A 23786-nucleotide genomic window follows, 5' to 3' on the forward strand; every position below is an offset into this window, starting at 1 on the left:
CCTGGGGCTGGAGCAGGTCCCAAGGGTTTGGCTGTTCGCCAATTAAAGTGGTACGTGAGCTGGGTTCAGAACGTCGCGAGACAGTTTGGTCCCTATCTGCCGTGGGCGTCGATACTTGAGAGGAGTTGCCCCTAGTACGAGAGGACCGGGGTGAACATGCCTCTGGTGTACCTGTCATTCCGCCAGGAGTGCAGCAGGGTAGCTATGCATGGACGGGATAACCGCTGAAAGCATCTAAGCGGGAAGCCTCCCTCAAGATTAGGTATCATCGAGTCGTGGTAGACCACCACGTTGATAGGCTGGGTGTGGAAGTGCGGTAACGCATGAAGCTAACCAGTCCTAATAACTCTGTTCATGCTTGAGAATTCCACCATCAATGACAGCTTTGCTGGCTTTGAGCGGCGGACGAACTCCGGCCAGAACAACGCCAAATATGCATCGATTAAAAACCCGATATGCGCCTGCTTCATTGCTTGGTGACCATAGCGTCTGTGCCCCACCCGATCCCATCTCGAACTCGGCCGTGAAACCGGACTGCGCCAATGGTACTAACGCTCAAGCGTTGGAAGAGTAGGTCGTCGCCAGGCATTGAAGCCGGCGCATATCGGGCTAAAACCCATTCACATGTCAAAATAGCCGCTGCCGGACGTATCCGAGCGGCGGCTTTTTTGTCTTTGGCGACAACGCCAAATACACAGTGACGCGGGGTGGAGCAGTCCGGTAGCTCGTCAGGCTCATAACCTGAAGGTCGCAGGTTCAAATCCTGCCCCCGCAACCACACCAAAACGCCCCGATCCAAATGGATGCGGGGCTTTTTGTTGTCCGGCGCACTCGAACAACGCGCCCGAAGCCCCGCGTAGTCGCGCTTCAGCCGAAATACTGGTGGCCAAGAACGCCAACGGCGCCTGATTGTATCTCGAACAACGCGCCCGCAAGCGCATCGTCCGAACGGCCATCGCCGGCAGACGTCACGAACATCCGTGAAAGATCCGCACCCGCGAAGCAGACATTGGTGATCTGCGGGGTGGGAAGCGCAATCTCGCGGTCAATACGACCATCTGGCTCGAAGCGAGCGACTTTGGACCCATTGTAGAATGCAATCCACAGCCCGCCGTCACGGTCGCAGGTCATGCCGTCTGGCGCGCCCTTGCTGGTATCGAACTGCAGGTGCGGTTTGCGCGGGCCGAGCGTGCCGTCCGCGTTGATGGCGAAGGTCCACACCTGCCCGATACGGCTGTCGGTATGGTAGAGCACCGTGCCGTCCGGGCTGAACGCCGGGCCGTTGGCGATGGTGATGCCGTCATCATGACGGGTGATTTCCCCTGTGGGATCAAGGCAATAGAGCGCACCGCTTGCAGGCCAGTTGGTTGACGGTTGATCGGCGAACGGCATGGAACCTGCCCAGATCCGTCCACGTGCGTCTGCCTTGGCATCGTTGAGGCGGTTGCCCGGTCGCTCGGGTTGCGGGTTGCCAATCAGCTCGAGCCGGAACGGTTCGAGATCGAGGCGATAGAAGCCCGATTGCAGGCCGACGACAAAGCCGCCCCTCGCACGCTCGATGATCCAGCCGATCGCCTCGGGCATGTCCCAGTGGCTGATCTGCTCGTCCGCAAGGCTCATACGCCACAGTTTGCGGCCAAGGATGTCGGTCCAGAACAATGCATTCTCGCGCGCGCTCCACAGGAGGCCTTCGCCGAGGACATCGCGAGTATCGCGCAGGATCGGGCGGACAGCTGTCATGGCTCAGTGACTGTCGCGCGGAAGGCCGCGGGTCTGGGCGATGCGCTGGTACTTGACCGCGGATTCGATCACTGCGCCGCCGGGGTACTGGCCGGTCACTTCGCGATGGAGTTCCTGCCAGGGCGTTTGCGCTGCAGGAACCTCGGTCTGGCCGGAGCCACCAAGCGCTTCGCGGCGGCGCTGCAGTTCTTCATCCGGCACCAGCATTTCCGCAGTGCGGCGCTTGAGATCGATGCGGATGCGGTCACCGGTCTGGAGCAGGCCAAGGCCGCCGCCCACAGCCGCTTCGGGCGCGGCGTTGAGGATCGACGGGCTTCCTGACGTGCCGGACTGGCGGCCATCGCCAATGCAGGGGAGTGCGTCGATGCCGGCGCGGATCAGAGCTGCGGGCGCGCGCATGTTGACGACTTCGGCGCCGCCCGGATAGCCGATCGGGCCAACGCCGCGAATGACGAGCAAGCAGTGCTCGTCGATGCCGAGGGCGGGATCGTCGATGCGGGCGTGGTAGTCTTCGGGCCCCTCGAACACGATTGCCCGGCCTTCGAAGGCTTCGGGATCATCGGGGTTCGATAGATAGCGCGCGCGAAACGCATCGGAGATCACGCTGGCCTTCATCACTGCGGATTCGAAGAGGTTGCCGGTCAGGACGGTCAGCCCTGCATTCTCGAGCATGGGCTCGGTCAGCGGCTTGATCACGCGTGTGTCTTCGATCTGCGCGCCCGCGTAGTTTTCGGTGACCGTACGGCCATTGCAGGTGAGGGCGCTGCCATCGAGCAAGCCGCCGCGTAGCAGTTCACCCACGACGGCGGGTACGCCGCCCGCGCGGTAGTAGTCTTCGCCAAGGTACTCGCCCGCGGGCTGCAGGTTCACCAGCAGCGGGATGCCCGCGCCGTGGTCCTGCCAGTCGTCGAGCGAGAGTTCGACGCCCATGTGCCGGGCGATGGCGTTGAGATGGATCGGCGCATTGGTCGAACCGCCGATCGCGCTGTTGACGCGGATGGCATTGAGGAAGGCGGCCCGGGTCATGATGTCCGAAGGCTTGCGATCTGCGCGGACCATCTCGACGATGGCGAGGCCGCTTTCGTAGGCGGCTTGCTGGCGATCACGATAGGGCGCGGGGATCGCTGCCGAGCCGGGCAGCGACATGCCGAGGGCTTCGGTCAAGGAGTTCATCGTCGTCGCCGTGCCCATCGTGTTGCAATAGCCAGTCGATGGCGCGGAGGAGGCGATGAGTTCGATGAAGCCGCGATAGTCGATTTCGCCGGCAGCGAGCATTTCGCGCGCTTTCCAGACGATGGTTCCCGAACCGGTGCGCTCGCCCTTGAACCAGCCGTTGAGCATCGGGCCGACCGAAAGCGCGATGGCTGGAATGTTCACGGTGGCTGCAGCCATGAGGCAAGCCGGTGTGGTCTTGTCGCAGCCGATGGTGAGCACCGTGCCATCGATGGGGTAGCCGTAGAGCACTTCGACGAGGCTGAGGTAGGACAAGTTGCGATCAAGCGCCGCTGTCGGCCGCTTGCCGGTTTCCTGGATCGGATGGATCGGAAATTCGATGGGGATGCCGCCCGCATCGCGGATGCCATCGCGTACGCGTTCGGCAAGCACGAGGTGATGGCGGTTGCAGGGGGCAAGATCGCTGCCAGTCTGCGCGATGCCGATGATCGGGCGATCCGATTGCAGTTCTGCGACCGAGAGGCCGAAATTGAGATAGCGTTCGAGATAGAGCGCGGTCATATCCGGGTTGCCGGGATTATCGAACCAGGCGCGCGACCGCAGGCGAGGGGGAAGGGACTCTTTGTTCTGTTCTGTCATGCGAATTCTACCCCAAGTCATCACGCGCACCGCGCAAGTTTCGGCAGGCCATCGATGAGCCTTCGCCGAGCTTGCGCCAGGAATGCCGCCAGCCGGCGACCCTGTTCGTTGTCCCACACCACACGGCTGCTACCGGTTCCGGCAAGGGGCGGTCTGTTGCCGCCATCTGCCGGGATCGAGCCTCCACCGCTCCAGCAATGATGATGCATCATCATCGGCTGTGCGATAGCCAATTTTCGTCTTATAGCATATATATCTGATAAAATTATCCAGCCCGGAGTTCCCCAATGGCCCAACCCCTCAAACTGGCGCTCATCGGTATCGGCAAAATCGCGCGTGACCAGCATCTGCCGGCAATTGCCGCCGAGGCGGGGTTCGAGCTGGCGGCCGCGGTGAGCCGCAACGGACGTGTCGAGGGCGTGCCGAACTTTACTGATATCGCGGCGCTGATTGAAAGCGGGCTGGCCATCGATGCGGTGTCGCTTTGTACACCGCCGGTGGGGCGGCACAGAATCGCGGCGGAGGCTCTGGCGGCGGGCCTGCATGTCATGCTGGAAAAGCCGCCGGGTGCGACTTTGGCGGAAGTGCATCAGTTGCAGGCCCAAGCGGTTGCTGCGGGGCGGAGCCTGTTTGCAACTTGGCATTCGCGCCATGCCGATGGTGTAGCAGCTGCGGCTGCGTGGCTGGCGGACAAGCAGATCGCGCGGGCCAGCATCGTCTGGCGCGAGGATATTCGCGTGTGGCATCCGGGGCAGGAATGGATCCTTGAGGCGGGTGGGCTCGGCGTGTTCGATCCGGGGATCAACGCGCTGTCGATTGTCACTGCAATCCTGCCCGGACCTCTGCGTCCGGACGGAGCGCGGCTCGTGTTTCCAGCGGGGCGCGGGGCGCCGATCGCGGCGGCGCTGGACCTGGTGTATGATGAATCCGCGCCGGTGAGCGCGGATTTCGATTTCCGGCAGACGGGCCCGCAGAGCTGGGACATTGCCATCGAGACCGACGCAGGTACCCTGATGCTGACCGAAGGTGGGGCGCGGCTGTGGATCGACGGGGTGGAGCAGCCTGCGCAAAAGATCGGCGAGTACCCTTCGCTTTACCGGCGCTTTGCAGAACTGGTTGCCGCCGGTGAAAGCGACTGCGATCTGCGTCCGCTGACACTGGTGGCCGATGCGTTCCTGCTCGGCGAACGGACCGAGACCGATCCGTTCGCCTTCTGAGCGGGTTCAGCCCGCGCGCCAGATGGAAAGGTCGCGCGGGGCCACGGTGCGGCTGCCGAGCAGGAAGACCGCATGGTCCGGCGCGGGGGCTTCGGCGGCTTCGGCGCCGTAGTTGATCGCGAACGTGAGATCACCGCGGCGGCGGATGCGCAGCATGCCATCGAGCGGCGTGGTCTCGAGGCCTGCTTCGGTGGCCATTGCCTGCACGATGGCATCGAGCGCCGCGTCTTCGACGAGGGTGGCGAGGTAGTGGACCTTGCCGTGGCGGACCATGGCGGGCGCGCCGTCCTCGTAGCGGCCGAGTACCTCGCAATCGCCGGTCTCGATCGTCTCGCGCCAGAGGCCGCTGGCGAAGGATGTGTTGCCGATGGTGATCGAACCCGGGCAATCGGGGCGTAGCGTTTCAACCGCCAGCACGCGGATGGGGACGAGCGCACGCAGACGACCGGGCGCAAGGCCTTCGGGGATAGTGACGTCGTGCGTCTTGGCGCCGGAGCGTGGGCCGATGAGGACAAGGCCGTTGGCGGCCTGCAGGCGCGCAGCGGCTTCAGCGGTCGGCAGGGCGAGCGCGGGGACGAGCACCATGGCGTAGCCGGAAAGGTCCGCGCTGGGTGCGACGAAATCGACATCAAGGCCGAGGCGGCGGGTCGCGCCGTACCATGCGGTCAGGACCTTCTGATAGTCGTAGCCGCGGCCCTGCTGCTCGATCTGGCCGAGCCAATCGGATTCGTGATCGATGATGATCGCGACGGGCGCCTTGGTCGGGGCGGGCAGATCGATTGTGCCGAGTTCGCTGGCAAGCTTCTCGATTTCAGGCCATGCCTCGGCCTCCGTGCAATCGGGGCGCAGTAGCCCTGCGTGCATTTGCTCCTGCGCATAGGGCGCCTGCCGCCAGCGAAAGAAGCTGACGACCGCCGCGCCGTGCGCGAAGGCTTCCCACGACCATAGACGCACCATGCCGGAGGCGGGGCGGGGATTGTGATTGGCCCAGTTCACCGGGCCGGGCTGCTGCTCCATCACCCAGAATGGCCGTCCGGTGAGGCCGCGTGTCTGATCGAACAGGATCGCCTGGAAATCGGGGTGGCCGGTGCGCATCAGCGGAGCGAAATCGGCGGCAGGGGCCTTGGCCAGCGCCAGATCCGCGCGGCCGAGCGGGTAGTTGTCATAGGCCGCGAAATCGAGATCGGCGGCGAGCGCGTGGTTGTCCACCCCGGTTTCGGGCATCGGGATGAAGTTGTGCGTGACCAAGCGGCCGGGCGAATGGGCGCGGATGATGGCGATCATGTCGGCATGGAAGCGCACGACCATGTCTGACGAATAGCGGCGCCAGGCCATGCGGTGGGCGGGGCTGGTTTCGGTGACTGCGCCGACGGGCATCTCGACCTCGTCGAAGCTGCGGTACTCCATGGACCAGAAGACATTGCCCCAGGCCGCGTTGAGCGCGGCGACCTCGCCGTACTGTTCGCGGCACCAGGTGCGGAAACCGTCAAGCGCGGCGGGTGAGGCGCTGATGGCGGTGTTGTGGCAGCACAGTTCGTTGTCGGTCTGCCAGCCGGCGACATAGGGGTTCTCGCCGTAGCGCTCGGCGACGGCGGTGCTGATGCGCATCGCTTCACGGTGCCAGACGGCGCTGGAGAAATCGGTGTGGCGGCGCGATCCGAAACCGCGCGTGCGGCCGGTTTCGGGATCGACGGGGAGGATCTCGGGATAAAGGTCGATCAGCCACTTGGGCGGGGTGGCGGTGGGCGTGCACATGACGACCTTGAGGCCCGCCTTGCCCAGCGTATCGATCGCCCGGTCCAGCCAGTCCCATTCGAACCGGCCGGGATCGGGCTCGATCCGGCTCCACGCGAACTCGGCGATGCGCACGTAGGTGAGGCCGAGGGCCGCCATCCGCTTTGCGTCCTCTTCCCACCACGCTTCGGGCCAGTGTTCGGGATAGTAGCAGACGCCAAGCATAGGGGGCCGATCCTTCGGTCTATTCAGAGTTTCAGAAATGAGTTGCAGGCCAACGCTGGTCAGCGGTAACCGGGCAAGATCATTTATCATACAAATGCCGTTTGGCTACCGAAAGCTCTCCATGACCGCATCCTTTTCCGCCGCTTATCGTCTCGATGGCGCGAACGTCACGATGGTGGTGGAGGTTATCGCTGGCACGCCGGCGGTGCGTTACTGGGGGCCGCGGCTGCCGGATGATCTGGTGCTGGAGGAGCTTTCGGCTCTGGCGGCGCGGGCGGAGGCCAATGCCTCGCCAGCTGTCGAAGCGCCGCTGGCGTTCACGCCGCAGGCGGGGCAGGGCTTTCCGGGGCGGCCCGGGCTTGCCGCGCATCGCGGCGGGCTGGACTGGGCGAGTTATGCGCTGCTGGTCGATGTGGAGCAGGGGGCTAGCCGCTTGGCGTTCACCAGCCGGGATGAGGCGCATGGGATCGAGCTGGTCCACGAGCTGCGGCTTCTGGGCGATGTGCTCGCGGCAACAACCAAGCTGATCAATCGCGGCACGGCGGCGCTGCAGGTCGATCATTTGGCGCCGCCGGTGATCCCTCTGCCGGGCTTTGTGGGCGAGGTCATCGGGTTCGAGGGGCGCTGGTCGGGCGAGTTCCAGCTGCGGCGCCACCAGCTTTCCATGGGCAGCTGGCTGCGCGAGAATCGGCGTGGGCGCACCAGCCATGATGCCTTTCCCGGCCTTTTTGCCATCGAACGCGATGCGAACGAGACGCGCGGGCTGGCTTATGGTTTTCATCTCGGGTGGAGCGGAAACCATCGGCTTGTCGTCGAGACGCTGGCAGATGGGCGGCGTTCAGTGGCGATGGAAGCGCTGTATCTGCCGGGCGAGATCATGCTGGCACCGGGCGAGGGCCTGGAGACGCCGGTTATCTATTCGACGGTTTCGGACGCCGGGCTGGGTGGGGTTTCGCGCCAGTTCCATGCCTATCTGCGCGCGCGGCCCGAGCATCAGCGCCTGCGCGCAAAGCCGCGTCCGGTGCACTACAACAGCTGGGAAGCGGTCTATTTCGACCACGATACCGCGAAGCTGATGGCGCTGGCAGAGCGCGCGGCGGCAGTGGGGGTGGAGCGCTTCGTGCTGGACGACGGCTGGTTTGGCAGCCGCCGCAGCGACCGCGCTGGGCTGGGGGACTGGCAGGTGAGTCCTGACGTCTATCCCGAGGGTCTGGGGCCGCTGATCGAGAAGGTCCGCTCGCTCGGCATGGAGTTCGGCCTGTGGGTCGAGCCTGAGATGGCCAATCCGGACAGCGATCTTTACTGTGCGCATCCCGAATGGGTGCTGGCCACGCCGCCTGCGCCGAAGATCCCGTTCCGCCATCAGCTGGCGCTCGATTTCGGGCGGGCGGAGGTGCGCGAGCGGATGTACCTGGATGTAGCGGCACTGCTCGAGGAATATCCGATCGCCTACCTCAAGTGGGACATGAACCGCGATCTCAGCCAGCCGGGCGGGGCGGACGGACGCGCGGGGGCTACGGCGCATGTCAAAGGGCTCTACGAGGTGCTTGATCGGCTGCGGGCGGCGTTCCCGGCGGTCGAGATCGAAAGCTGCGCATCAGGCGGTGGGCGCGCGGACTTTGGCGTGCTGGCGCGGACCGACCGGGTGTGGACGAGCGATTCCAACGATGCGCTCGACCGGCTTTCTATCCAGCGCGGCTTTTCGCATTTCTTTCCGGCCGAGCTGATGGGCGCGCATGTCGGGCCGACGCGCTGCCACATAACCGGGCGGCAGCTTTCGATGCCGCTGCGGGTGGCAACCGCGCTGTTTGGCCATATGGGCATCGAGGCGGACCTTGGCGAACTCGATGCGCAGGAAACCGCCGATCTTGCCGCCGGGGTGGCGCTGCACAAGGCGCACCGCGCGCTGATCCATTCGGGCGCGCTGCACCGGATCGACGCGGCAGAAGGCGTGAATGCCTTTGCAATCGTGGCTGAGGACGGCAGCGAGGCGCTCGTTTCCTACACAATGGTAGAAGAGCAGCGCGGCTATTTCGCTGAGCCGTTGCGGCTGGCGGGGCTTGATCCGGCGGCGGACTATGAACTGAAAGTCGTCTGGCCGCCGCGCCTCAAGGCGGAATGGCCGCTGAGGGACGGCGGGCGGTTTCGCGGCGCGGCGCTGATGCAGGCCGGGTTTCAGCCGCCGCGCCTGCATCCCGGCACAGCGCTGATCTTCCATCTGAAGCGCTAGAGTGCCTTGTAGGCGGCGATAAAGGCGGCGGCGCGTCCGGCCAATTCCTCGGGGGTAACGCCGGGGCTGTAGAGCGCGGAGCCGATGCCGAAGCCGGCGGCCCCGGCAGCGTGCCAGGGGGCCAGGTTCGTGGGCGAAATCCCGCCGACAGGGAGAACGGCCGTGCCAGCGGGCAGCACGGTGCGGATCGCCTTGAGCACGGCGGGGCTGGCTGCCTCGGCGGGGAACAGCTTGAGCGCGCGCGCGCCGGCTTCGAGCGCGGCGAAGGCTTCGCTCGGCGTCTGGAAGCCGGGCACGGGGATCAGCCCGCGCGCGGCGGCGGCGGAGATCACGGAAGTGTTGGTGTTGGGCGAGACGATCAGCGTGCCGCCCGACTCCGCCACGGCCTCGACCGCAGCGACATCGAGCACCGTCCCGGCGCCGACCAGCGCGCGGCCTGCGAGGCGCTTCGCCAGCCGCGCGATGCTTTCGAGCGGGCGCGGGGAATTGAGCGGCACTTCGATCAGCGTGAAGCCCGCGTCGGCCAGCACGTCACCGACGTCATCTGCCGTTTCGGGGGTCAGACCGCGCAGGATGGCGACGAGCGGCATCGCGGCAAAAGCGGTGTCGAAGGATTGGGCAGAGGTCATTGCAGCAGGCTCCAGATCTGGGTGATCCCGGCGAGGAAGGCGGCGTGGCTATCGACCAGCCGGGCCTTGCAGCCGAGTTCATCGAGCGCGGCGAGGTAGAGGCCACCCAGTGCGGGGGAGGCGAGGACGTCCACCCCGTCGGCACGGGCAGGGGCGAAATCGCTGGCGAGACGGGCGTCGCAATCGCTGCCGATGAGCAGACCGCTGACATACGAGGCCTGATCCGCGCGGGCGCGCTTGCCGAGCACCATGGCGGCGCGGGCGCCGAACAGGCGGGCAAGGAGATCGCCGCCGCGTGCGGCCTGCACGCCTTCTCGGAATGCGGCGCCATCGCGCACTTCACCATCGAGCCCATCGGCGAGCAGGCCGCCGCGACCAAGCTGGGCGAAGATCTCGCCGGTCATCGCGGTGGTGAAATCGACCAGATGGCCGCCTTGCAGCCGGGCCCATTTGGCGTGTGTGCCCGGCTGGCACAGCCAGGCATCGGGAGCGACGAGACCGGCAGCGGCAGCACCGAGGAGTTGGACTTCCTCCCCGCGCATGATGTCGGCCCGTCCACCACCATCGGCGCCGCGCGAGACGCCGGGGACAATGGCGGTGCGGCCGGGTTCCACCCAGTGAACTTTGGCCGCAATTTCCGCAAGGCTGGCGGGCGCGGCGACGTAACCTGCGTCGATCCAGCCGCGATTTGAGCCGACCATCCCCGCGCAGAGCATTGGCAAATCACCCCAGCGCGCGCGCATGGCGGCGGCTTCGGCGGCAAACCCGCTGCCGCCCATTGCGAGGATTCCTCGGTCATCCTGCGCCGTTTCCAAGGCGGTTCCATCCGCCGCGAGCACGAAGACGCGGCGATTGGTAGAGCCCCAATCGACCGCAAGGGTGGCAGCTTGCAAGGTCCGTTCCGGTTCCATGTTCATCTAATTATCATATCTATCTGACTTTGATATCAGGAGGAATTGAATTATGCGCTCCAGTTGCGTAATCCTTACCCCGCTTGGTGAACAGGAAAGTCAGCGCCATCACGACCGACACCTTCCCCTCTGAAATGCGCACCAGCCTTGGCCGGAACCTGACGTACGGCATGCTCGACGTGATCGGCCGCGCCATCGTCATTGGCGAGTACGACAATGTCGCGTTTCCGACCGAAGCCGAACTGGCCCGCAAGCATGGTGTAAGCCGCGCGGTGACGCGCGAAGCGGTCAAGATGCTGACGGCCAAGGGCCTGCTCAGCGCCCGGCCGCGACAGGGGACGATTGTCCAGCCGCAGTCCTCGTGGAACCTGTTTGACAGCGATGTTCTGCACTGGCTGCTGGAGCGCAAGTTCTCGGTCGAGTTGCTGCGCCATTTCAACCAGCTTCGCGTGGCGATCGAGCCTGAGGCAGCGGCGCTGGCGGCAATGCAGGCCACCGATGCGGAGCGCGCGGCGATCGGGGCGGGGCTTGCCCGGATGGTTGCGGCGGAAGCCGGAGCTGACAACACGCTGGCCGCCGATATTGCCTTTCACGTTGCGGTGCTCGAAGGTTCGCGCAACCCGTTCTACAAGCAATTCCGCGACATGGTGGCGAGCGCGCTGGCCACCTCGATCCATTTCACCAACCGGATCAAGGGCCGCTCGGCCAGCATCGAAGATCACCGCGCGGTCTATGATGCGATCCTCAAGCGCGACAGCGATGGCGCGCGCTGCGCCATGCGCCGGCTGATCGGCGATGTGCTCATCCTGATCGGCGAGGCCGAAGTCACCGCCAAATCCTGAGCGGCCAAATCCTGAACTGAGAGCCGCGCCGGATCAGATGTAGGTAGCGTCCGGCGCCCCCGCCTTGTTGCGCTGCCAGAAGCGGACAAGGGTCGCCCGGTTGCCGAAGATGAACCGGTTCACCGCCAGCGAGAATGCAATCGAGGACCACAGCGTCACGAACATCAGGTGGATGTAGTGCAGGCCGAACGGCGCGTGGACGAACGTGAAGTACGCATAGAGCGCAATGCCGAACAGGACCGCGCCGATGGCCGCGCGGGCATCGACATCGCGGAACAGCAGGCCGACGATGAAGGCCGAGAGGATCGGCATCGAGAACAGGCCGTTCAGTTGCTGCAAGAGGTTAATGATGCTGACGGCGTTGGCGTAGACCGGGATCAGCACCACCGCGATCAGGATCATGACCGCCGAAGCCGCAATGTTGAGCGTGCGCACGCTGGCCTTTGGGTTCACATACTTCTGGTGGATGTCGCAGATGTAGAGCGCGGCCGAGGAATTGAGGATCGCGACGAAGTGAGTGGCGACACTGGTGACGAGGATCGCGGCGAAAGTGCCTGCGAGCCAGCCCGGAAGAATATTGCCGACGAGCTTGCCGAAGGCAGCATCGTGGACATTGCCGTAGAGTTTGTAGGCGACGATGCCGGGCAGCACGACGATAGCCGGCACGATCATCAACCGGATCGCTGCGGCGGCCAGCACGCCCTTCTGCGCCTCGCGCACCGAAGGGGAGGCCATGGCGCGTTGGGTGATCGCCTGGTTGGTCGACCAGTAGAAGATCTGGATGAACAGCATGCCGGTCAGTAGCGTGTGCCAGGGAATGGGCGAATTGCTATCGCCGATGAGGGTCAGTCGCTCCGCCGGAATGCCGGAGAAATCGAAGCCGATGGCCTGCAATGACAGGAACACGAGCAGCAGGCAGATAAACAGCAGGCTTGCCCCGCTGAAGGTTTCCGAGATCGCGACGGCACGCAGGCCGCCGAGCACGCCGTAGCCTGCGCCAAGCGCCGCAATGCAGAAGCCGACCATGACCAGCGGCAAATCGATCCCGAACACGCTGCGCAGGAACAGCGCGCCGGTGTAGAGCGCGCTAGGCATCGAGATGAAAAGGTTGCCGAAGAGGAACAGCGTCGAGATCATCGTGCGAATGCGATCGTCGTTGTAGCGCCGCTCGAGCAACTCGGTCGTCGTTACGCACTGATAGCGGTAGTAGATCGGCACAAACACGAAGGCGAGGATGAGCAGGCCGAACACGGCCGCGAGTTCCCACCAGGCGAGGAGCAGCATCTGGTTGCCGTTGGCGCCGACGAGTTGCTCGGTGCCGAGATTGGTGATCGTGATCGAACCGGCGACGTAGATCCAGGTGAGGCTGCCGCCGGCGAGGAAGAATTCGCGGTCCTCGTTGTCGCTATGGGCGTGGCCGACGCGGGTGCGCCACCAGGTGAGGCTGCCAACGAGCACGATGACCAGCGCAAACGCAAGCAACTGCGCGCTGCTGCCGATGGAAACCGGCACAACCGGGGCGGCGGCGCTCATGCCCGATGCTCCGAATGTGCGCCGCAAGGCACCAGCGCAAATGCATTGAAGGTCGCTACGGGTGATCGTCCTGCCATGGCATCTCTCGCTGTGCGGCTGGTCTCATGACCTATTGTCGCATTTATAATATCACAGGCTGCTACGCGCACGACGCGGCAAGAGCAAGTGCGTGTGTGGCGGGTGGCCGCATCACAGATGGAGTTGCACCGCGCTGCGCGTGATCAGGCGCTCGCCCCGCGCATTGTGGAGCTGTTCGAGCCGGCCGAGCTGGCCGAGGCTGTGCATGAGGGCGTAGATCGCGCCGAGGTGACCATCGCGGTGGAGCGCCAGCAGCGCCGCGCCATCCAGCGTTTCCAGCGCGAGCGGATCGATGGTGTAGGCACCGGCGATGTCCTGCTGGTGCTGGTCCGCGTGGTGGAGTGTGATCGTCATCGGAGTGATCAGGCGCGCCGCGGTAATCGCACTGACGAACCGCGCGGTTGCCTTGGCATCGGCGAGCATGTCGTCCAGGAGCTTGCGGCGGCTGGTGAGAAAACCGGTTTCGGTGCCATCTGCATCGAACAGGGCATGGCCCGGGGCGCGGCCGATAAGGCTGCTGGCTTCGTCAAGGCAGACCGCCAGCGCGCCGCCGTCCGCTGCGCCGAGGTAGAACGGCAGGCGCAGGACGTTGAGCGGCAGGTAGGTCGCCGCCCAGTTCTCGCCGATCACGAAGAGATTGCGGTTTGCCTCGAAGCCCAGCAGGGCGACGAGCCGGAAGCCGCCGGTGGTGCCGTCTTTGATCAGCACGACCGGATAGTCGCAGACCGCGAGCGGGATCTCGCTGATTCCGAGGGGGACATGACCGAGCCCTGCGGCGGCCGCAAGATCGGTGCCGGTGCCGATGGTGAGCTGGCCGTGGCGCTCGGGGCGCACGGCGGCGAGGCTGGCCTGGCCGCTCATACCGCCTGGAACCCGTGGACGCGCACCGCATCGAGCAGCGCGCGGTGCGAGGGCAGTGCGGCGAGCGCCTGTTCCTTCTGGCGCTGGGTCGCCATGAAGCAGCGCTGGGCGAGTGCAGCTTCGGCGGTAACCTGGCTGCCTTCGGCGAGATTGCATTCGAAGCCCATGCCATGGAGCACGTACTGGTAGCTCGGCCACGAGAACACTTCGGGCTGGTGCGGGAAATCCTGCGGGCCGGGCGGCAGGTGCCGCCACAGTTCCAGCTGTTCGCGCAGCCGTTCGGGTACTGTGGCCGGATCGCGATTGTCGCGCCAGAAGGCGGTGTCCTCGCGCTTGGTGAGCACATAGTGCAGCTTGAGGAAATCGATGATCCGCGCCCAGTGATGCTCGAACGCGGCGTTGAACTGGCGGGCCAGCGGGGCCATCACCGCGCGGCTCTGCGGCAGGCGATCGACGATGAAATCGACCGCGGTCTCGATCAGCATCAGCGCGGAGGCTTCGAGCGGTTCGAGGAAGCCGTTGGCGAGGCCGACCGCGACGCAGTTCTTTTCCCAGAAGCGCTGGCGGTGGCCCGACTTGATCGGAATGCGCCGCGTATTGAGGCCATCGGCGATGGGGCCGAGATAGGCGCGCAGGGTGGCTTCGGCCTCGTCGTGGCTGGTGTGGCGGCTGGAGTAGACATAGCCGGTGCCGCGCCGGGTGGGCAGGCCGATATCCCAGATCCAGCCGGCGGCCTGCGCCGTCGAATTGGTCTGGCTGGCGACGGGATCGTCCTCGTGCTCGTAGGGCACCTGCAAGGCAACCGCGTGATCGGCGAGCAGCACATCGCCGCATTCGACGAAGGGTACGCCATAGGTCTGGCCGATCAGCAAGGCGGCGAAACCGGTGCAATCGACGAAGAAATCGCCCGCGATCAGGCCCGTCGCCTTTGCTTCTACGCCGGTGACGAAGCCAGCTTCGTCGAGCTTCACGCCGGTCACGTCATCAATGATGTGGCGCACGCCGAGCTTTTCGATGCAATGCTTCTTGAGCAGCGCGGCAAACTTCACCGCATCGAGGTGGTAGGCATAATTGGCGAGGCCGACATATTCGGCGGTGCTGATCGATTTGGGCGCAAGGCCCGCATCACACAATGCCGACTGGAAATCGACCGCATGGGCGAAATCCGTGCCCGCGCCATCCTGCCGGCGCAGCCAGTGGGCCGAAAGATTGATCTGCGTGGCGGCCTGCGGCGGATTGAGCGGGTGATAATAGCTGTCACCCGGCTCACCCGTGACCCAGCCGGTGAAGCGCGCGCCCTGCTTGAAGGCGGCATCGCACGAGCGGAAGAATTCAGTTTCCGAGATGCCGATCTTGCGCAGCGTATTGCGCATGGTGGGCCAGGTGCCTTCACCCACCCCAATCGTGCCGATGGTGACGGATTCGACGAGGGTGACCGAGACCCCGTTCTCGCCTTCCGGGCGGTGTGCTGCGGCAATGCGGGCAGCAGCGATCCAGCCGGCCGAGCCGCCGCCGACGATCACCACTTGCCGAACCCTGTCGTTCATGTCCTGCTCCCTGCGCCCTTAGTGCCGCTGCCTTGCTGGGCTTGGCAAGGCTTGTCCAAAGGGCACTCGCCGCATCGCCGGGTGCAGCAATTTCGCACCAGTCGAGCATCAATGCGATGGCCCAAAAAACTTTCATTTGATTTATCTGATAAAACATATCAGTCAAACCCCAACGGCGTGGGCAACCCGCGTCGAAGCACCTGGCACGTCTGACCGGACACGGTTGACGGCAACAAGGGGAGAGCCAGATTATGTCAAAATTCAATAGTTTATCTGCTATGTCGCGTATGCGTGCGCAAGCTCTTGCCTGCTGCAGCGCGCTGGCGATCGTCGGCGGCGCAGCCCCCGCATTCGCGCAGGAAACGCCCGCCGGCGCGTCTTCGGAGCCCGAAGCAATCATCGTCACCGGCATCCGCAGCAGCTTGCGCAGCGCCGCGAGCATCAAGAAGAACTCGCTCAGCATCGTCGATGCGATCAGCTCGGAAGACCTCGGCAAGTTCCCCGATACCAACGTGGCGGAATCGCTGCAGCGCATTCCCGGCGTGGCGATCGACCGCAGCAACGGTGAAGGCCGCTTCGTCACGGTTCGCGGTTTCGGCCCGGCGTTCAACACGGTGCTGGTCAACGGCCGCACCTTCGCCAGCGACAATCAGGGCCGCGAATTCAGCTTCGACCTGCTGGCAGCCGAACTGATCAGCGGCGCCGAAGTCTACAAGAGCTCGCAGGCGCGCCTGCAGGATGGCGGCATCGGCGCGACGCTCAACGTCAAGACGCCGCGCCCGCTCGATCTGGGCGGCTTCAAGGCGGTCGTTTCGGCCAAGGGCCAGTACGAGCGCAACAGCGACAAGGTGACGCCGCAGGCGTTCGGCCTGATCAGCGACACGTTCGCTGATGGCAAGCTGGGCCTGCTGGCTTCGGTTTCGTACCAGAAGCGCGATGCCCAGACCCGCTACACGCAGAACCGCGGCTATATCCCCGGCACCACGGTCGGCCCGGCCGCGAACCCGCTGTTCACCAACGTGTTTGCCCCGCGCAACCAGGACGTGGGCCAGGACGACCAGTCGCGCGAGCGCATCGGGTTCACCGCCACCGGCCAGTACCGCCCGAACGACCAGCTGACCTTCACGGTCGATGGCCTCTACAACCAGTTCAACGTTGATTCGCGCGTCCAGGCACTCGGCAGCTGGTTCGAGCCTTCGAGCTACACGGCAGCCGCCATCGATTCGAACCGCACGATCACCTCGCTGACGACGAACGGCAACGCCGACCTTATCCAGACGTCGAACAACCGCTTCGTGAAGACCTACGCGCTTGGCGGCAATGTCGAATGGAAGCCCAACAGCCAGTTGACCGTGAAGGCCGACGTTTCATGGTCGCGCGCCAAGGATTCGGCCGGCGGACGCAACTACTTCACCGTGATCGGCGTTCCCAGCACCTACAGCTTCAAGGAAGCGACCGGCAACGGCTTCCCCTCGACGGTGGGCTATACGGCAGACCTGACCAACGCGGCGCTGGGCCGTTCGCACATCGCGCTGCGCCAGGGCAACACCGAGGCCGAGCGCGTGCTCGAGTACAAGCTCGATACCGAGTGGAAGTCTGACGGCGGTGTGCTCGATGCAGTCCGCTTCGGCCTCATCAACACCAACCGCAGCAAGAACAGCCAGTCGATCGCGAGCGATCCCAACACGCTGTGCCTCTATTGCGGCTACAACGAGCCCGCTTCGGCTGCGCTTCTCAGCCCGCTCACGCTGCGCGCGCCGGGCGGTTCGGGCAGCGTGCCGACGAAGATCCTCGGCTATGATGCCAATGCCTACTTCAAGTTCCTCGAAAGCCCCGCGCAGGCGGCGGCGCGCGATCAGGCACGCGGTCTTGCTCCTGGAACCACGGCTGCGCAGCTGGCGGCGACCAACGGCTTTGCCGCTGCCGTCCAGCCGAATTCGTTCGCGGTTTCGGAGAAGGTCTTCGCCGGCTACCTTGAGACCGATCTCAAGGGCGACCTCGGCGCGCTGCCGTGGGTGGTCAACATCGGCGCGCGCTACGTGCACACCGAGCTGATCGCGAGCGGCCGCCAGCTGGCGCTGACCGACCTGCTTTCGGTGCCGAACGATCCGACGATCTATCAGGCCGTGTTCGCCAACGGCGGCGCACCGGTCGCGACAGCGAAGCGGTCGAGCTACGACTACTTCCTGCCGAACATCAACGTGAAGGTGAACCTGTCGGACAAGGTGATCGCGCGCTTCTCCGCGTCGCGCACGCTGACCCGTCCGCAGATCCGCGACCTTGCGCCGCGCACCAACTTCGACGTGACGCGTCCGGCCAGCCTTGATGCCAGCGGCGGCAATCCCGACCTCAAGCCCTACACGTCGAACAACTTCGACATCTCGTTGGAGTGGTACCCGACGTCGACCACGACGCTTTCGGTGGCCGGCTACTACAAGAGCATCGATGACTTCATCGTGCAGACCCGTTCGGCCGAAAACTTCGCCATTGCCAATGCCAGCAATCTGCCGGTGGGCGGCGGGATCACGGGTCCGAACACCGCGACGTTCAACGTGCGCCGTCCGCGCAACGCCGAGAACGCAACGGTTCGCGGCATCGAGCTCAACGTCGTGCACACGTTCGACTACCTGCCCGCGCCGCTTGACGGCCTCGGCTTGGCGGCCAACGCAACGTTCGTGGACAGCAGCGCTGCCTTCGACGTGACCAGCACGACGACCTCGTTCGCGCTCGAAGGCCTCGGCAACAGCTACAATCTGACCGGTTTCTACGAAAAGGACGGTTTTGCTGCCCGTGTCGCCTACAACCGCCGCGGTCGGTTCCTCGAGTACCTGGTGACGCCCGGCCAGGGCGGTGACCCGGTGTTCCGCCGTCCGTTCAGCCAGGTCGACGTGCGCGTGAGCTACGACATCAAGAAGTTCGCGCAGATCTTTGCTGAGGGGACGAACGTCACCAATGCGAAGAACATCACCACTGGCCGCTTCGACAATCAGGTGCTCGACTATGTCGATACCGGTGCGCGCTATGCCGCCGGCGTCCGCCTGAACTTCTGATCGTCCACCCCCTCCGGACGTGAAGGCGCACCCATGCAGATTTTCTGCGTGGGTGCGTTTTCGTTTGGGGCCATCCTTCCTGCCATGAAGAATCGGATATGCGCGCGATGAAGAAACTCCGCCGCTTGCTTGCCTCTGGCCTGCTGCTGGCCACGGCGGCACAGCCTGCCGTTAATGCGCAATCGCTGCCTTCGGTCCCGCCGACGCGGCAGGCCTATGCGGTGCCGCCGCCCGATGCGCCGGAACTTGCGGCGCTGGGTACTTTTGCGATCGGTACGCAGAGCATTGCCGTGCAAGCGCCGGACAGTGTGGTGCTTTCGGCCACTGGCCTTGCTCGCGCAACGCGCACGATCAAGGCGCGGATTTGGTATCCTGCCGAGGTGGCCGCGGGCACCGCGCGCACATCGTTCGTGCATGTACTGCCAAAGCCCGATGGCACTGGTGGTCCGTTCAGCATTCCCAGCCTGGCAGCGGATGGTGCGCCGCCGATCAAGGGGCAGCGCTTTCCGCTGGTGGTGGTCTCGCACGGCTACAACGGCTGGGACACGTTCATGACCTGGCTCACCGAAAACCTTGCCACCAAGGGCTACATCGTCGTCGCGATCGATCATGCCGATCAGCGGGTGGTGAACCCGGCCGAGTTCCCGGTCTCGTTCGGCAATGTGCTGGTTCACCGCGCGCGGGATATCCGCTTCGTGATCGATGACCTGACACGGCGCGCCAGCAAGCCGGGCGATGCGCTGGGGCAGGCCATCGATGCGGGGCAGATCGGCCTCGTCGGCTATTCGATGGGCGGGTTCGGCGTGCTAGGCGCTGCCGGGCTTGATTATGCGCCGACCAGCCCGGTGCTCGCCCAACTGCCGCCGCCCGCGCGCGACCAACTGCTCGAAAGCCAGACGGCGGGCAAACCGCTCGCCGCACGGATCAAGGCCGTTGTGGCGCTCGCCCCGTTCGGCGGGAGCCCCGCAGTGCGGGTGTGGTCAGAGGCCGCGCTCGCAGCCTTTGCAAAGCCGGTGCTGATGATCGACGGCGATCATGACGACATCGTCGATGCGGCGAACGGCGTCAGCTGGATATTCGACCACATGGCGAACAACCAGCGCCATTTCCTGCTCTACCAGAACGCCCGGCACAACGTGGGCGGCAATCCGCCGCCGCCTGAGGCCGATGCGGATTTCTCGACCCGCGAATACTTCGCCGAGCCGGTGTGGCGCACCGAGCGGATCAACGCGATCAACCAGCACTTCATCACCGCGTTCCTCGATCTCCACCTCAAGGGTGATGCGGCGAAGCAAGCCTATCTCGATGTGACGCCGCCACAGGCGGGGGACGGGCAATGGCCGCTGGCACCGTTCCAGAACGTGGGCGGCAAGCCCGCATCGGCGGACCAGCCTAGCTTCTGGCGCGGCTTCCAGCGGCGCTGGGCGCTGGGGCTGGAAATGCGGCAGGGCAAGCCCGCCGCGCGCTGACAGGGTCGCTCAGGCGGGGAAGGCCACTTCCCCCGTCATGCCTGCAAACAGCGTCGCCGTGGCACCGCCGACCCAGATCGGCCCACCGGCTTCGCGTTCGATGCGGATGCGGCCCGAGCGGCCGAGGCGGGTGCCCTGCGTGGCGGTGTAGGGTGCGCTGACGTGGCCGGCGCGGAGCATCCATTCGGCGGCGGAGGCATTGAGGCTGCCGGTCACCGGATCCTCGATCAGGCCGCCATAGGGATCGCTGAAGATCGCGCGCACTTCATAGGCGAACGGATTGCCCGCGGGATGCAGGCCGATAAGGCCGATATCGATGCGGGAGGCGTGCGAACGCGCCGGTTCGATTGCGATGACCGACGCCGCATCCTTGAGCTGGATGCCAAGCCAGCCGGGTCCGTTGTCGATCCATTCGGCGGCGACGACATCGCTGGCTGTGATGCCGAGGACGCCGCAGGCCTCCGCCAGCTTGTCTGCATCGACGGCGCCCGCGCGCAGCAGCGGCGGCGCCGCAAAGGCAAGGCCATCGGCGCCTCGGCGCACATCGATGAGGCCCGCGCCGCATTCCTGCACGACCTTGCCGCCATGGCGCGGCGTGCCGCCGAGCGCGAGCCATGCATGGGCCGAGCCGAGCGTGGGGTGGCCGGCGAAGGGCAGTTCGCGGTCCAGCGTGAAGATGCGCACACGGTAATCCGCCGCGTCGGTGGTCGGCGGCAGGAGGAAGGCGGTTTCCGACAAGTTGAGCCAGCGCGTGATGGCCTGAAGTTCGGCGGTATCCCGATCGGCATCGAGCGCGATCACGGCCAGCGGATTGCCCGAGAACGGGGTTTCACCGAAAACGTCGACGAGCTGGAACGGGTACTGCGGCATGATTCTGGCAAACTCCGCGCCGGGGATGGCGCAGGGCTGACGTTCCGCGCCGCATGGCCTGTTTGCAAGAATGAAAAGCCATCGCGCAGAGGAGTACCGCTATCTGCGCTGCGGCCTCAGCTTTCCGGGATCGCCATGCTGAAGCGCAGACCGAACACGAGCGAGCTGCGGGCAGTCTGATCCCAGCCCGGATGGATCACGTATTGCAGATCGGGCTGGATATTGAGCCAGGGGGCGAGCTGGCGCTGCGCAGTGAGTTCCAGCACGGTTTCGGCGCGGCGCGCTCGGTTTGGTGCAAACAGGGTCTGCCGTGCGGCTTCGCCGAGACGGGCGTGGGCGGCTGCAAGGCCGAGGCGCCAATCGCCGAGTACTGCGACCGCACCGCCGCCGACATAGGTCGCCACCGGATTGGCGCGGGAATCGGCGATGCCAAGGCGGATCCACGCGCTGAGTTTGCGCGTCACCGCGCCCTCCAACATGCCGTAAACCCCGCGCGACATGGCGGGCGGCCGGGCAGGATCGAGCGCATCGAAGCGCGTTGTATACTGCCAGCCACCGGCTTGCAGCAGCCAGGTGCCGACCGGCAGGCGCGCTTCGGCGATGAGGAGAGCGCCGGTCGTGCCCGGAAAGCGCAGCGCAGCCTTGCGCGGATCGTTGCGGGAACCGGCGAGCGCATCGAACACGCCGAGCGCGAGCGCCTTGCGGCCATGCTGCAGCCGCACGACCAGCGCCGAACTGGTCATGGGGAAGATCGATGGCCCGGCGAGGCCGCTTTGCGAGATATCGGGGCCGATGCCGAACGCACTGTTGACGAAGAGAGCGCCGGTGTTTTGGATATCGAATTCGGCATTGAGATCGATGAGGCCGGCCTTGGCGGAGAGGTAGGGATTGGGTCTCCACTGCGCCCAGGCTTCGTAGATATGGGGAAGGGTATCGGCCTCAAGGCTGCTTACCGTCTGGTAGGCGCCGATGCGGCGGCCCGAGAAATCGGGGCCGTGAACCGCGATCAGATCGAGATGCGCGGACAGCGCATCGAGCCCGATGACAGGGCCTTTGAAATCGACCCATGCATCGGCGCGGCCCACGAAGTCGGTGCCACGATCAGCACTGTGCGCGGCGGCGGAGAGCAGATCGGCGGTGTAGGACGCGCCGAATTCCACCGCCGATTGTGCCGCAGCCGGGGCAGGCGCAGCAAGGCAAAGCGCAGCAAGGCAGGGCGCAGCAAGTGCGAGTGCGGCAAGGGCAAGGCGAGTGGATCGGCGCATCGCCATGCGGGATAGGACCGATGCGGATAAGATCGTCCTTCGCGGGAATCAGGGAAAGGACGCAGCATGGTTGCAGCATTCGCGAAGGGTTTGGCATCAGGCCTGCTTTGGGCGCGCGGCATTATTTCGTGCGCAAAGTCTGGCCGGGGCGCAATTTCCTGATGACTCTGCTTATCCTATGCGGTAAATCCCCTAGCACATAACAAGTCGTTCACCCGGCGCGACCTTGGGAGAGGATGCGTAAAATTGCACCGCGCCGGGTGTCCAGATTTGTTTTTTCCCTGAAATCGCCGATCCGTCCGCTGCCTGCACGGTGCGCGTTTCCATGCGTTTTGTTGCTGGATGATCGAGAAGGTCGATCATTGTAAACGGACAAATGCACTGGCCGCTGGAGGGGGCTTTGCGCCAGAAGACGAGGGCACGGCGGCCTCCCCCCGGCCCCGGGCAATCCGATCCTGAAACCCGAGCGGTATCCGGCAGGGATGCGCGCGCCTGTCCGCCTTGCGGGCGGCTGCGCGCCCGTTTCCGGCTTCCGCCAAAAGAGAGGACCTTACCTATGCGCGCTTCGCTTACGACCCTCGCCATTGCGCTGCTTGCCGCAATGCCGGTGGCCGGGCACGCCGCCGATGCGGCCATGACGCCGCCATCTGCAGCCACCGCCGAAAAACCGACCACCAACAAGGACTGGTGGCCCGACCAGCTTGATCTGACGCCGCTGCGCCAGAACGAGAATACGCTGGCGAGTCCTTATGGTTCCGATTTCAACTACACCAAGGCGTTCCTCAGCCTCGATATCAAGGCGGTGAAGGCGGATATCGCCAAGGTCCTGACGACCTCGCAGCCGTGGTGGCCGGCGGACTATGGCAACTACGGCCCGTTCTTCATCCGCATGGCCTGGCACAGCACCGGCACTTATCGCACGATGGACGGGCGCGGCGGCGGCGCGGGCGGTGAACAGCGCTTCGAGCCGCTGAATTCGTGGCCGGACAACGCCAACCTCGACAAGGCGCGGCGGCTGCTGTGGCCGATCAAGCAGAAGTATGGCCGCAAGCTCTCGTGGGGCGACCTGATGGTCCTCACCGGCAATGTCTCGCTTGAGCAGATGGGCTTCAAGACGCTGGGCTTCGGCGGCGGCCGCGCGGATACGTGGCAGCCGGATGCGGTTTATTGGGGCACAGAGAAGAAGTGGCTGGAGGCCAACGGCGATCGCTGGAACGAGAAGCGCCAGCTCAAGGGCCCGCTCGCGGCAGTGCAGATGGGGCTGATCTACGTGAACCCCGAAGGCCCGAACGCGAACGGCGATCCGATCTCTGCGGCACATGATATCCGCCAGTCGTTCGGCCGCATGGCGATGAACGACGAGGAAATCGTCGCGCTGATCGCGGGTGGGCACACCTTCGGCAAGGCGCATGGAGCGCATGCCGCAACGTGCGTTGGTGCGGCGCCTGCAGGTGCCGGGATCGAAGCGCAGGGCACCGGCTGGAAGAACAGCTGCGGCACGGGCGTGGGCAAGGATGCGGTGACAAGCGGCCTCGAAGGCGCTTGGTCGGCGAACCCCGTGCAGTGGACGAGCCAGTATCTCGACAACCTGTTCGCGTTCGAATGGGTCAAGGTGAAGAGCCCGGCGGGCGCAACGCAGTGGCAGCCGGCGAACGCGGCGGACGTGCAGATCGTGCCGGACGCGCACGAGGCGGGCAAGACCCACGCGCCGATCATGTTCACCACCGACATGGCGATCAAGCAGGACCCGGCGTTCCGCGCCATCGCGCTGCG

Annotated in this window: 18 protein-coding genes, 1 tRNA gene and 2 rRNA genes; 10 read left to right on the top strand and 11 right to left on the bottom strand. The window is 65.1% G+C overall.

The genetic code is table 11. The annotated features are described in order from the left end of the window. The 4 genes from Q0071_RS07695 to Q0071_RS07710 all read left to right on the top strand — a co-directional run. Positions 1 to 362: ribosomal RNA gene (locus tag Q0071_RS07695) — 23S ribosomal RNA — on the top strand; the annotation flags it as partial. After that, the gene (locus tag Q0071_RS07700) at positions 355 to 480 is read left to right on the top strand and encodes a hypothetical protein (protein ID WP_298167011.1); all 126 of its coding nucleotides are present in this window, start codon (positions 355 to 357) and stop codon (positions 478 to 480) included. The genes Q0071_RS07695 and Q0071_RS07700, both read left to right, overlap by 8 nt. Further along, positions 473 to 587, top strand: a 5S ribosomal RNA gene (rrf, locus tag Q0071_RS07705). The genes Q0071_RS07700 and rrf overlap by 8 nt, the downstream gene beginning before the upstream one ends. Positions 588 to 701: 114 nt before the next feature. Then, positions 702 to 778: transfer RNA gene (locus Q0071_RS07710), tRNA-Met, on the top strand. A gap of 89 nt (positions 779 to 867) precedes the next feature. On the opposite strand, the gene Q0071_RS07715 is transcribed toward Q0071_RS07710, so the two are convergent. Then, complete coding sequence (locus Q0071_RS07715; RefSeq protein ID WP_298167013.1) at positions 868 to 1740, bottom strand: SMP-30/gluconolactonase/LRE family protein; 873 nt, start codon at positions 1738 to 1740, stop codon at positions 868 to 870. Between the two features lie 3 nt (positions 1741 to 1743). Then, a complete protein-coding gene (locus Q0071_RS07720; protein ID WP_298167015.1) occupies positions 1744 to 3552 on the bottom strand; it encodes an IlvD/Edd family dehydratase in 1809 nt (602 codons plus the stop codon). Positions 3553 to 3839: 287 nt separating this feature from the next. Here Q0071_RS07720 and Q0071_RS07725 point away from each other — a divergent pair, with 287 nt between their 5' ends. Beyond that, positions 3840 to 4769, top strand: a complete 930-nt coding sequence (locus Q0071_RS07725) for a Gfo/Idh/MocA family oxidoreductase (RefSeq protein ID WP_298167017.1) — start codon at positions 3840 to 3842, stop codon at positions 4767 to 4769. A 6-nt stretch (positions 4770 to 4775) separates the two neighbouring features. Here the strand turns inward: Q0071_RS07725 and Q0071_RS07730 are convergent, their stop codons facing one another. Next, positions 4776 to 6728: a beta-galactosidase gene (locus Q0071_RS07730; protein ID WP_298167019.1), complete on the bottom strand. Its 1953-nt coding sequence runs from the start codon at positions 6726 to 6728 to the stop codon at positions 4776 to 4778. Between the two features lie 121 nt (positions 6729 to 6849). Here Q0071_RS07730 and Q0071_RS07735 point away from each other — a divergent pair, with 121 nt between their 5' ends. After that, a complete protein-coding gene (locus Q0071_RS07735) occupies positions 6850 to 8958 on the top strand; it encodes an alpha-galactosidase (protein WP_298167021.1) in 2109 nt (702 codons plus the stop codon). Here the strand turns inward: Q0071_RS07735 and Q0071_RS07740 are convergent. Beyond that, positions 8955 to 9587: a 2-dehydro-3-deoxy-6-phosphogalactonate aldolase gene (locus Q0071_RS07740; RefSeq protein ID WP_298167022.1), complete on the bottom strand. Its 633-nt coding sequence runs from the start codon at positions 9585 to 9587 to the stop codon at positions 8955 to 8957. The genes Q0071_RS07735 and Q0071_RS07740 overlap by 4 nt on opposite strands. Beyond that, complete coding sequence (locus Q0071_RS07745; protein ID WP_298167024.1) at positions 9584 to 10504, bottom strand: 2-dehydro-3-deoxygalactonokinase; 921 nt, start codon at positions 10502 to 10504, stop codon at positions 9584 to 9586. The genes Q0071_RS07740 and Q0071_RS07745 overlap by 4 nt, the downstream gene beginning before the upstream one ends. A 128-nt stretch (positions 10505 to 10632) precedes the next feature. On the opposite strand from Q0071_RS07745, the gene Q0071_RS07750 reads away from it, so the two are divergent. After that, positions 10633 to 11340, top strand: a complete 708-nt coding sequence (locus Q0071_RS07750) for a FadR/GntR family transcriptional regulator (RefSeq protein WP_298167042.1) — start codon at positions 10633 to 10635, stop codon at positions 11338 to 11340. A gap of 33 nt (positions 11341 to 11373) precedes the next feature. Here Q0071_RS07750 and Q0071_RS07755 read toward each other — a convergent pair whose 3' ends face one another. From Q0071_RS07755 to Q0071_RS07765, 3 genes are all read right to left on the bottom strand, one after another. After that, positions 11374 to 12873: an SLC5 family protein gene (locus Q0071_RS07755; protein ID WP_298167027.1), complete on the bottom strand. Its 1500-nt coding sequence runs from the start codon at positions 12871 to 12873 to the stop codon at positions 11374 to 11376. Positions 12874 to 13062: 189 nt separating this feature from the next. Next, positions 13063 to 13812, bottom strand: coding sequence for a SapC family protein (locus tag Q0071_RS07760; protein ID WP_298167029.1), 750 nt, complete (start codon positions 13810 to 13812; stop codon positions 13063 to 13065). Next, the gene (locus Q0071_RS07765; RefSeq protein ID WP_298167031.1) at positions 13809 to 15359 is read right to left on the bottom strand and encodes a tryptophan halogenase family protein; all 1551 of its coding nucleotides are present in this window, start codon (positions 15357 to 15359) and stop codon (positions 13809 to 13811) included. Before Q0071_RS07765 ends, Q0071_RS07760 begins: the two co-directional genes overlap by 4 nt. A gap of 278 nt (positions 15360 to 15637) precedes the next feature. On the opposite strand from Q0071_RS07765, the gene Q0071_RS07770 reads away from it, so the two are divergent. Both Q0071_RS07770 and Q0071_RS07775 read left to right on the top strand, forming a co-directional pair. Beyond that, complete coding sequence (locus Q0071_RS07770) at positions 15638 to 18409, top strand: TonB-dependent receptor (protein ID WP_298167033.1); 2772 nt, start codon at positions 15638 to 15640, stop codon at positions 18407 to 18409. 107 nt (positions 18410 to 18516) lie between these two features. Further along, on the top strand, positions 18517 to 19878 hold the full coding sequence (locus Q0071_RS07775) for a dienelactone hydrolase (protein ID WP_298167035.1): 1362 nt from the start codon (positions 18517 to 18519) through the stop codon (positions 19876 to 19878). Between the two features lie 9 nt (positions 19879 to 19887). Here the strand turns inward: Q0071_RS07775 and Q0071_RS07780 are convergent, their stop codons facing one another. The 3 genes from Q0071_RS07780 to Q0071_RS07790 form a co-directional block, all read right to left on the bottom strand. Next, positions 19888 to 20748 (bottom strand): PhzF family phenazine biosynthesis protein, encoded by an 861-nt coding sequence (locus Q0071_RS07780; protein ID WP_298167037.1) that lies wholly within the window; start codon positions 20746 to 20748, stop codon positions 19888 to 19890. A gap of 116 nt (positions 20749 to 20864) precedes the next feature. Next, a complete protein-coding gene (locus tag Q0071_RS07785; RefSeq protein WP_298167039.1) occupies positions 20865 to 22013 on the bottom strand; it encodes a carbohydrate porin in 1149 nt (382 codons plus the stop codon). 192 nt (positions 22014 to 22205) lie between these two features. Then, complete coding sequence (locus Q0071_RS07790) at positions 22206 to 22376, bottom strand: hypothetical protein (RefSeq protein ID WP_298167040.1); 171 nt, start codon at positions 22374 to 22376, stop codon at positions 22206 to 22208. Positions 22377 to 22647: 271 nt separating this feature from the next. Here Q0071_RS07790 and Q0071_RS07795 point away from each other — a divergent pair. Beyond that, positions 22648 to 23786 (top strand): peroxidase family protein (locus Q0071_RS07795; RefSeq protein ID WP_366886232.1); only part of this gene is annotated, 1139 nt, incomplete at its 3' end.

Source organism: Novosphingobium sp. (assembly GCF_027486195.1).
Taxonomy (GTDB): Bacteria; Pseudomonadota; Alphaproteobacteria; order Sphingomonadales; family Sphingomonadaceae; genus Novosphingobium.